This is a genomic window from Snodgrassella sp. ESL0323 (assembly GCF_013346865.1).
GTDB lineage: Bacteria > Pseudomonadota > Gammaproteobacteria > Burkholderiales > Neisseriaceae > Snodgrassella > Snodgrassella alvi.
The window spans coordinates 1-11,769 of sequence record NZ_JAAEDT010000028.1 but is presented as its reverse complement, the minus strand read 5'-3'; the positions used below and the strand labels follow the sequence as shown (position 1 = coordinate 11,769).

4 protein-coding genes are annotated in these 11,769 nt (G+C 44.6%); all 4 read right to left on the bottom strand.

All coding sequences use genetic code 11. The features are described from left to right. Positions 1-14: 14 nt before the first annotated feature. Positions 15-350: a cupredoxin domain-containing protein gene (locus tag GY065_RS11400; RefSeq protein WP_078475522.1), complete on the bottom strand. Its 336-nt coding sequence runs from the start codon at positions 348-350 to the stop codon at positions 15-17. A 107-nt stretch (positions 351-457) separates the two neighbouring features. Next, entirely contained in the window at positions 458-1,003 is a 546-nt protein-coding gene (locus GY065_RS11395) for an iron transporter (RefSeq protein WP_025331586.1), read from the bottom strand. Positions 1,004-1,588: 585 nt separating this feature from the next. Beyond that, positions 1,589-1,945, bottom strand: coding sequence for a hypothetical protein (locus GY065_RS11390; protein ID WP_174834210.1), 357 nt, complete (start codon positions 1,943-1,945; stop codon positions 1,589-1,591). A gap of 977 nt (positions 1,946-2,922) precedes the next feature. Next, positions 2,923-11,718 (bottom strand): YadA-like family protein, encoded by an 8,796-nt coding sequence (locus GY065_RS11385; protein WP_371731966.1) that lies wholly within the window; start codon positions 11,716-11,718, stop codon positions 2,923-2,925. Between the last annotated feature and the right edge of the window lie 51 nt (positions 11,719-11,769).

Sequence of the window (11,769 nt, the reverse complement as noted above, 5' to 3'; positions counted from 1 at the left end):
TGTATTTCCTGCTTTTATTTTACTATTAACTGCCCTTTGGGCTTATTTAGATGAAAGTCATCGAAAAAGATATAGGTACCGGGTTTTTTCGGGGCAATGACGACCACTGATGAGGCGCCCGGGGCGAGTACTTTTTCTTTGACCAGCTGGGTACTTTCAAATTCGACGGGACCTTTGCCAATGTTGGTAACTTTAATGCGAATAATTTTGTTGGCTGGTGCATTGAGGGTTAGGGGAATAAGATCACCATCTTTCATTTTCAGTTCCAGGGTGACTTTATCGTCAGCAATGGCTGAAAATGAAAACATAAGACTGCATAAGCCCAATAGGATAAGAAGAAGTTTTTTCATAACAGATATTCTTACAGTGAAAGGTGTTGTGGCAGTAATAATGTAATAAGGGATTATTCAGCCAGTTGAAGCTAGAATAATCCCTGATCACAGCCAGCTAAATGCGATTAATAGCTGCCTTTGCGGCCTACACCGGCATAATCAAAATCCCAGCTAACTTCAAATGGTTTGAACCATGGTGCTACGCCGGTTTCTTTGTCAATATGGCGAGCCATCTGGTTGGCTGTTGGTGGGGAGATACGATAGGTAACACGATATTTGCCCAGACCATTCAGTTTGATGTTGTCACCATAGTGGGGACCGTCATTGGCAACCATAGACATGAATTTACCTGAATGTTCGAATTTGCCTTTAGTCAGTTTGGTAATGGAGTATTCAATATTCAGATTAGGAATCCAGTCTCCTTCGGCAAAGCCGTTAGGATTACCTTCTGTTGCATGAATATCGGCTTCCATGTGCACGTCGGATTTGCTAGCCGGCAAATGCATATTACTGTGATCCATGCCATCAGTGTCCATGGTAATTGGCGGCAGATATACACCGGAAATTTCCATTCCGTTTTTAATAATAGGTTTACCCATGGGGTATTCTTGAGCAAAGGCTGCCATTGATACAAGAGCGGCACTGGCGATAGCAATTTTTTGTAACAGCATTTTTTAATTTCCCTATTTATTCATATTGAAACAAATTGAATCAGATATGACTGCATATCAATTGATAAGGATTATCAATATACTCCTTTTACCAATGTTAGAAAATAATTAAATTATGTTTTTTACTGGTGTTTAATGTTATTTATTGTGGTGAAGATAACAGTAATTTTTTATCCTATCCGTAAAAGTGTCTTATAAATAACAAAATTATATTGATAATTGAATATATCCTTTATTAATAAATATATAGATTAAAAAAGCTGAAAACACCGACTGAAAATGGTTTCAGCCGTTATTAATATAAATCTGGTTGTTACCAGCCGGAAATCTGATAGAGAAATTTCTAAATTATTTGCTGTTGTGGCGTAGGCAAACTATTGATATATAAGTTAAGTAATGTTAAATTATGCTTGTGGTTGCGATAGCGCTGGTTATTGAGATGATCAGCCGGAACAGATTCCGGATAGTACCTTAATTGGTATGTGTTAGTTTGAAGCAGAAAACTGTTCGGGCTGGTTTGGTGGTATGAATAAACAGTTATCGAAAATAGTTGCCTATGGTGAAATTACTATAAGCAGAAAATGATTAGGTTCTGTGTACTGCCTGCCATATTTGTTGTGCTATGGGTTCTGTTCCCTGCCAGAGCAGGGGTTCCCAGTTACGCTGTTTGCAGAATGAAAATACCAGGGTTTCGGCTCTGATGATGCTGTTACAGGGCTTGAAAACCAGCAACCCGCTATCCTGCCAGTCTGAGTCAGCTTTGATGATATAGGGTGACAGGATATAGGCTGTATATTCGGTAAATTCCTCTGGTTCGTTATGCCATTGGCTGCCGAGTGATGTAGTTTGTTGTATATAATAAAGTGCAAAGGGGTATTGCAGTTGTAGATTGTCGTGCAATGCTGTGGATAGCGCATTCTTGTCAGGCGCAAGAAGTTTCATTGTTTATTCTCTCTTTGTATTTTATGCTAAATGAGTAATTGTATGAAGTAAGTAGTATATCTGTGTATCAGGACGACACCTGATTGTCAGTAGTTTTTGTGCAAACAGGTTAGATTGTAGTTTCTGAAAGGGGAGATTTGCTTTGTAGATGTTCATATCATTGCCCTTCTCTTTAATCATGAGACCGCAAGTGTGCTGTTAAACACAGATGGCGGCAGACAAATGGCAGGGTTGACAGACCGACAAAGAGAACCGGTAGGCGTAAAGCCTCCCTGCCACTGTCCACCATGAAAAAAAGCGGTGGCAATGGGTTTTTACAGACAAACGCTACTTTTTTAGGTAAGTAGCAAAAAGTCTGCCTCTTTGTTCAGCCTGTCAAAGCTGGTTACGCTATTGAACGTAACGTCTTTATCTTGCCGCTAAAGCAGGGAACTGTCAATTATTGACTCATAGATATGTATGAGTTATCTGATATGCATTTTCATTCTGGGTAAAAATGGTTTGTTTATCCGGATTATTAAGTCTGTTTTATGGCTGAAAAGCCAGTTTTTACTTGTTTGGCATATATTGCCGGCTATTATATATTTTGCATATTTTTATGATAAATGCGAGATTAAGCAGACGATTGTGCAATTAATTATTGTATACAGGACAGAATATCTTTAGCTGTAGCCATATTCGCTGAGCAGGCTGTGATGACTATTGAATAATATAAATGGATAATAAAGAGAAACCGGCTGCATATTCTTCGATTTAGTGTATTTGCAATATTTTTTGTTAATGGTTAACAGTTTTATTTTTAAAGTGTTGTTTTATTGGTATTAGAAGCGAATTGATATAACTAAAAAAATTGATATTTCATCATTCAATCTTTAGTATCAGGATAATGTCATTTTTCAGTGCTTTAATTTGTTATTTTCAGCAAAAAAATCGGGCATACCAGTGTATGCCCGATTTTGAAGCTATTTATCTGATAATTACCACTTATAGCCTATACCTGCATTAAAGCCGGTTTCACGTCCGGTAGTGGAGACACCTGCACCCCATGAGAACTTACCGGTATTGTTTGTGGCTTTGTAGTTAATACCAACTGCAGCATAACCATGATATGAACCCATGCCTACACCTACTGTCTGTTCACCGGCATTTAACTGCGGCAGATAAGCACCAGATAGTGCCATGGCCAGAGCAGTGCCGGAATAGGCACGCCGTTCTACACGATGTACGCGGTCGTTAACGTCATTGACGTAGCGGTTGATATTTTCCATGCGGGCATTAACACCTTTCAGCTGTGCCACATTGACTGCATCGGTGTCGGCAGTACCGGCAGCGACGCCTGTAATCTGACGGTAAACACCATTGGCGGCGTCACCCACAGACACAGCAGCTTGAGTGCTGGTGGTTGCCTGAATGGCTCTTGCCTGTTGTTCCGTGGCACTAACCGGAATATAGCCATTAATACCTGCTGCCGTATTGGCCACAGAATTGGCACCCAGCGCAATTCCGCCATTCTGAGTAACGCTGGCATGATTACCAATAGCAACGCCGTTTTCTGCACTGGCTGTTGCTTGTGAACCAATAGCTACAGCAGCCTTACCACTGGCAGCTGCTGCACCGCCTACAGCAATAGCGTCACTTCCGCTTGCTGAAGCCACAGCCTGAGTGGAATTAACTTTTGCATATTTGCTGCCGCCGTTATACAGATTGTTAATGGCATCGCCTACATTATTGGCTGTTACCGCAGTACCATCAGCATTGCTGGTTGTATAGCTTGGTGCAGTGAAACCACCTGTGCCGGCTCTGGTGAGCGGGTTGTAGCTAGCATTACCGCCCAGGCTGGCTGCTACTGCAGACAGGGCATCAGCTGTTGAAGTAGACAGTTTCTGGGTATCCGAAATAGCCTGATTGGCTTTTTCAGTTGCTTCATTGATCGCAGAAGCATTACCGCCACCACTGTTTTGTGCCAGCTTGCTATCCACTGAGCTGGAAAGACTTTGTAAATCCTGTTTCCATTCATTTTTCATTTGCCACAGCTGGCTGCCATTCACTGCCTCTGTTGAATTCTGGCCTGTATCACCAGAAGCAACATTGGTAATTTTCTGAGCAGTGCCGGAGCCATGGCTGGCATCGTAAGCTGACCCGTTCCATTGCAGGGCATTAAGCTGTAATGAGCTCAATGTTGTGGATATTCCTGCCGGTATGGTGCCGGAAGCAAGGTGAAGCTGATCCTGCAGACTGGACAGACTGGTTGAGGTGGAAGTAGACAGCGAATAGAGCTGACGACCATTTACTGCCTGATTAGATGTTGCGTCTACTCGTCCGTCCGCAATATTACTAATGGTTCTTTCGTTGCTTGCGTCACGAGTCAGCTGATTTGAGAAGGCTGTTGTACCATCATCAAAATGCACTGAGTTCTTCTGCAATTCGTCAATCAAACGTTTTGAGGTCTTAATATCATCCTGAGCAGTTTTAATATCATCCTGAGCAGCTTTGATATCTTTGTTCATCGTTTCTATCGTTGTCCTGCTCTCAGTAACTACCTGATCAACTGAGCTTGATACACTGCTAATGATGGAAGACGAAATACTATATAACTGTCCGGCATTCACTGCATCAGTAGAACCGTCTGCCAGCTGACCGGCAGCCACGTTGGTAATCTTCTGGGCAGCGCCGGAACCATGGCTGGCGTCATAAGCATTACCATTCCATTGCAGTGCGTCGCGTTGCAGATTACTGATGTTATTCACCGCAGAACTCAGGCTACTAGACAAAGTAGAGACATTACTGTTGGTAGTAGAAAGTCCGGTATTGTTACCGGCAGTCACAGTGGAGAGACTGCTGCTCAGTGAGGTGGACAGATTATACAGCTGGTCACCGTTAACGGCATCGGTAGAGCCACTGCTAAGTGTACCGTTGGCTACGTTAGTAATCTTCTGGGCAGCGCCGGAACCATGACTGGCATCATAAGCATTACCATTCCATTGCAGCGCATCGCGTTGCAGATTACTGATGTTATTGACCGCCGAGCTCAGACTACTAGACAAAGTAGATACATTACTGTTGGTAGTAGAAAGTCCGGTATTGTTACCGGCAGTCACAGTGGAGAGACTGCTGCTCAGTGAAGTGGACAGATTATACAGCTGGTCACCGTTAACAGCATCGGTAGAGCCACTGCTAAGTGTACCGTTGGCTACGTTAGTAATCTTCTGGGCCGCGCCGGAACCATGACTGGCATCATAAGCATTACCATTCCATTGCAGAGCGTCGCGTTGCAGATTACTGATGTTATTGACCGCCGAGCTCAGACTACTAGACAAAGTAGATACATTACTGTTGGTAGTAGAGAGACTGGTATTGTTACCAGCAGTCACAGTGGAAAGACTGTTAATCAGTGAGGTGGACAGATTATACAGCTGGTCACCGTTAACGGCATCGGTAGAGCCACTGCTAAGTGTACCGTTGGCTACGTTAGTAATCTTCTGGGCAGCGCCGGAACCATGACTGGCATCATAAGCATTACCATTCCATTGCAGAGCGTCGCGTTGCAGATTACTGATGTTATTCACCGCAGAACTCAGACTACTAGACAAAGTAGAAACATTACTGTTGGTAGTAGAAAGTCCGGTATTGTTACCGGCAGTCACAGTGGAAAGACTGCTGCTCAGTGAGGTGGACAGATTATACAGCTGGTCACCGTTAACAGCATCGGTAGAGCCACTGCTAAGTGTACCGTTGGCCACGTTAGTAATCTTCTGGGCAGCGCCAGAGCCATGGCTGGCGTCATAAGCATTACCATTCCATTGCAGAGCGTCGCGTTGCAGATTACTGATGTTATTCACCGCAGAACTCAGACTACTAGACAAAGTAGAAATGTTACTGTTGGTAGTGGAAAGTCCGGTATTGTTACCGGCAGTCACAGTGGAAAGACTGTTGCTCAGCGAGGTGGACAGATTATACAGCTGGCTGCCATTGACGGCATCGGTAGAACTATTGTTCACTGTACCGTTTGCTACATTGGTAATCTTCTGGGCAGTGCCGGAGCCATGGCTGGCATCATAAGCATTATCATTCCATTGCAGTGCATCGCGTCGCAGGTCACTGATGCTGGTATTAACCTCTGCTAAGCTGGTCGACAGCGTAGCTGTTGCGCCGGAAACTGTATCCAGACGGTCAATAGCACCATTCAGTCTGCCAGTCAGATTACCTACAGAAGAGGAAACGGTGTTCAGTTTCTCATTGGTGGTAAACAGCTGACCGCCTGTTACTGCCTCATTTGAACCCTGTTCAATTTTTCCGCCTGTAATATTGGTGATTTTTTTATAGTTTGCATCATAATTTTCACCATTTATTTGCAGGGCATTCTGATCCAGATCATTGATTTTATCTGTAGCAGAAGACAAATTATCGGAAATTCTGGAGGTGGATTCAGCAATACTGTTAATCCGCGTATTGGTCTTATTCAGGCTATCATTCAGATTCGCCACAGTAGAGCTTAAGCTGCCTACCCTCGAATTAGTCTGATTTAGCTGACTGCCATTGACTGCATCGGTGGAATCCGGGGCTAAATCAGCTTCGGCTACGTGGGTGATTTTCTGCGCCATAGTAGAACCATGGCCTGCATCGTAGGCAGATCCATTCCATTGCAGAGTATTGTCCTGCAGTCTGGTTACAGCAGCAGTTACTGAATTTACCGAAGTGGATACAGCATTAATACTAGAATTTGTAGTATATAGCTGGCTGCCATTCACTACATCTGATGAATCAGGTGCCAGTGAACCGTTTGCAACATTGGTAATTCGATACCGGGCATTGGTAACACCATGGCTGGCATCATAATAACTGTTGCCATTCTCTTCCTGTACCCATTGCAAGCTGTCTTTTTCCAGTTTGTTTACTGTATCGTTCACTTTGTGTACTGAGCTGGAAACGATACTTAGATTAGAATTAGTAGTAGATAACTGGCTGCCATTTACAGCATCGGTAGAGTTATACGTCAGATCACCGTTAGCTACATTGGTAATCTTCTGAGCCAGATTAGTACCATGGCTGGCATCATAGGCACCAGAGCCATCGGTGTTCTTTTTCCATTGCAGCGCATCAGACTGTAAAGCAGCGATATTGCTGTTTGCTGTACTGATATTACCATTGATATTGGTCATATCACCGGCACGGCTTACAACAGTAGACAGTGAGCTGAAGCTGGTAGCAGAAGAGGTGGATAACTGATAGAGCTGACCGGCATTAACCGCATCAGTAGAACCGTCTGCCAGCTGACCGGCAGCCACATTGGTAATTTTCTGTGCCTGACTGGTGCCATGGCTGGCATCGTAAAAGCCGCCGTTACCATTGACATTCTTTTTCCATTGCAGCGCATCAGACTGTAAAGCAGCGATATTGCTGTTTGCTGTACTGATATTACCATTGATATTGGTTAGATCACCGGCACGGCTTACAACAGTAGACAGTGAGCTGAAGCTGGTAGAAGAAGAGGTGGATAACTGATAGAGCTGACCGGCATTAACTGCATCAGTAGAACCGTCTGCCAGCTGACCGGCAGCCACATTAGTAATCTTCTGCGCCTGAGTGGTGCCATGGCTGGCATCATAAGCACCAGTACCATCGGTGTTCTTTTTCCATTGCAGCGCATCAGACTGTAAAGCAGAAACATTGCTGCTTACCGTATTCAGTTTACCGGTGGTGTTTAGAGCAGCGGTAGATAAAGAAGTGATACCGGAAGCAGAAGAGGTGGATACCTGATAAAGCTGGCTGGCATTAACTGCATCAGTAGAACCGTCTTCCACCAGACCGGCAGCCACATTAGTAATCTTCTGCGCTTGAGTGGTGCCATGGCTGGCATCATAGGCACCAGTACCATCGGTGTTCTTTTTCCATTGCAGTGCATCAGACTGTAAAGCAGCGATATTGCTGTTTGCTGTACTGATATTACCATTGATATTGGTCAGATCACCGGCACGGCTTACAACAGTAGACAGTGAGCTGAAGCTGGTAGCAGAAGAGGTGGATAACTGATAAAGCTGACTGGCATTAACCGCATCAGTAGAGCCGTCTTCCAGCTGACCGGCAGCCACATTAGTAATCTTCTGCGCCTGAGTGGTGCCATGGCTGGCATCATAAACACCTGAGCCATCGGTATTTTTTTTCCATTGCAGGGCATCAGCCATTAGCTGAGTAACATTATTAGTGATGTTGGTAACATTACCTGTATTGGCCGCCGCTGCGTTCAGATTACTCAGACTGGTTGAAGTGGTTGTAGACAAGCTGTAGAGCTGAGCGGCATTAACCGCATCAGTAGAATGCTCATCCAGTACACCGGCCGCTAAATTACTGATTTTCTGAGGACTGGATGTTCCATGGCTGGCATCGTAAAAACCAGAACCATCAGCATTTCCATGCCATTGCAACGCATTACTGAGCAGAGAGCTAACTTGAGTATTCAGAACATAAACATTGCTGGCAACAGTAGAAATATTACCAGTAGTAGCTACCGCTTCATTCAGATTACTCAGACTGGTCGATGTGATTGTAGACAAGCTGTAGAGCTGAGCGGCATTGACTGCATCAGTAGAATGCTCATCCAGTACACCGGCTGCTACATTGCTGATTTTCTGCGGACTACTTGTTGCGTGACTGGCATCATAAAAGCCTGAGCCATCAGCATTACTTTTCCATTGCAGCGCGCCACCGAGCAGAGTGCTTACCTGGTCATTTAAAACATTGACATTATGAGAGATATTGGCAATATTACCAGTAGTGGCTACTGCCTCATTCAAATTACTCAGACTGGTTGAAGTCGTTGTGGATAAGCTGTAGAGCTGGGCAGCATTGACCGCATCAGTAGAATGTTCATTAACCTGACCGGCGGCAATATTGGTGATTCTCTGCGCACGGTTGGTTCCGTGACTGGCATCGTAAAAACCAGAGCCATCTGCATTTCCATGCCATTGCAGAGCATCAATAACCAAATCATTCACTTTAGTAGTTAATGTACTGATATTACTGTTAACATTCGTGAGATCACCAGCACGATTTAAAGTGGATGATAATGTACTCAGTCCGGTAGATGAAGAAGTAGATAGCTGATAAAACTGAGCAGCATTGACTGCCTCAGTAGAGTATTCATCTATATGACCGGCAGCAATATTGGTGATTTTCTGCGCACGATTAGTTCCGTGACTGGCATCATAAGCTCCGCTACCGTCTACATTACTTTTCCACTGCAATGCATCAGATTTTAAAGCAGCGACATCGTTGCTTACCGTATTCAGTTTACCGGTAGTGCTTAGAGCAACAGTGGATAAAGAAGTGATACCACTAGCAGAAGAAGTAGATACCTGATAAAGCTGACCGGCATTAATCGCATCAGTAGAATTTTCATTTATCAGACCAGCAGCCACATTAGTAATCTTCTGCGCCTGATTGGTACCATGGCTGGCATCATAGGCACCAGAGCCGTTGGTATTCTTTTTCCATTGCAGCGCATCAGACTGTAATTCAGCAACAGAACTGCTCAGTGTACTGATATTACCATTTACATTGGCTATATCACTGACACGGCTCACAGCGGTAGACAATGAGTTAAAGCTGGTAGAAGAAGAGGTGGATAAATGGTAGAGCTGACTGGCATTAACCGCATCAGTAGAATTGTCTGCCAGCTGGCCGGCAGCTACATTGGTAATTTTCTGTGCCTGATTAGTGCCATGACTGGCATCATAAAATCCGCCAATACCATTAACATTATTTTTCCATTGCAGTGCATCAGACTGCAAAGCAGAAACATTGTTGCTTACCGTATTCAGTTTACCGGTGGTGTTTAGAGCAGCGGTAGATAAAGAAGTGATACCACTAGCAGAAGAGGTGGATACCTGATAAAGCTGGCTGGCATTAACTGCATCAGTAGAACTGTCTGCCAGCTGACCGGCAGCCACATTAGTAATCTTCTGCGCCTGATTGGTACCATGGCTGGCATCATAGGCACCAGAGCCATCGGCATTGTTTTTCCATTGCAGCGCATCAGACTGCAAAGCAGAAATATTGCTGCTTACCGTATTCAGTTTACCAGTAGTGCTAAGAGCAGCGGTAGATAAAGAAGTGATACCGGAAGCAGAAGAAGTAGATACCTGATAAAGCTGACCGGCATTAACCGCATCAGTAGAACCATTTATCAGCTGACCGTCTGCCACATTGGTAATCTTCTGCGCCTGATTGGTACCATGGCTTGCATCATAGGCACCGGAACCATCGGCATTCTTTTTCCATTGCAGTGCATCAGATTTTAAATCAGCAACAGAGCTGCTCAGTGTACTGATATTACCATTTACATTGGCCATATCACTGACACGGCTCACAGCGGTAGATAAAGAAGTGATACCGGAAGCAGAAGAGGTGGATACCTGATAAAGCTGACCGGCATTGACCGCATCAGTAGAATTGTCTGCCAGCTGACCGGCAGCTACATTGGTAATTTTCTGTGCCTGATTAGTGCCATGGCTGGCATCATAAAAGCCGCCGATACCATTAACATTATTTTTCCATTGCAGTGCATCAGACTGCAAAGCAGAAACATTGTTGCTTACCGTATTCAGTTTACCGGTGGTGTTTAGAGCAGCGGTAGATAAAGAAGTGATACCGGAAGCAGAAGAGGTGGATACCTGATAAAGCTGGCTGGCATTAACTGCATCAGTAGAACCGTCTGCCAGCTGACCGGCAGCCACATTAGTAATTTTCTGCGCCTGATTAGTACCATGGCTGGCATCATAGGCACCGGAACCATCTGTGTTCTTTTTCCATTGCAGCGCATCAGACTGTAAAGCAGAAACATTACTGCTTACCGTATTCAGCTTACCGGTGGTGTTTAGAGCAGCGGTAGATAAAGAAGTGATACCACTAGCAGAAGAAGTAGATACCTGATAAAGCTGGCTGGCATTGACTGCATCAGTAGAATCGTCTGCCAGCTGACCGGCAGCCACATTAGTAATCTTCTGCGCCTGATTGGTACCATGGCTGGCATCATAGGCACCGGAACCATCGGCATTGTTTTTCCATTGCAGCGCATCAGACTGTAAAGCAGAAACATTGCTGCTTACCGTATTCAGTTTACCGGTAGTGCTAAGAGCAGCGGTAGATAAAGAAGTGATACCGGAAGCAGAAGAAGTAGATACCTGATAAAGCTGACCGGCATTAACCGCATCAGTAGAACCATTTATCAGCTGACCGTCTGCAATGTTGGTAATCTTCTGCGCCTGATTGGTACCATGGCTGGCATCATAGGCACCGGAACCATCGGTATTCTTTTTCCATTGCAGTGCATCAGATTTTAAATCAGCAACAGAGCTGCTCAGTGTACTGATATTACCATTTACATTGGCCATATCACTGACACGGCTCACAGCGGTAGATAAAGAAGTGATACCGGAAGCAGAAGAGGTGGATACCTGATAAAGCTGACCGGCATTGACCGCATCAGTAGAATTGTCTGCCAGCTGACCGGCAGCTACATTGGTAATTTTCTGTGCCTGATTAGTACCATGGCTGGCATCATAAAAGCCGCCGATACCATTGACATTATTTTTCCATTGCAGTGCATCAGACTGCAAAGCAGAAACATTGTTGCTTACCGTATTCAGTTTACCGGTGGTGTTTAGAGCAGCGGTAGATAAAGAAGTGATACCGGAAGCAGAAGAGGTGGATACCTGATAAAGCTGGCTGGCATTAACTGCATCAGTAGAACCGTCTGCCAGCTGACCGGCAGCCACATTAGTAATTTTCTGCGCCTGATTAGTACCATGGCTGGCATCATAGGCACC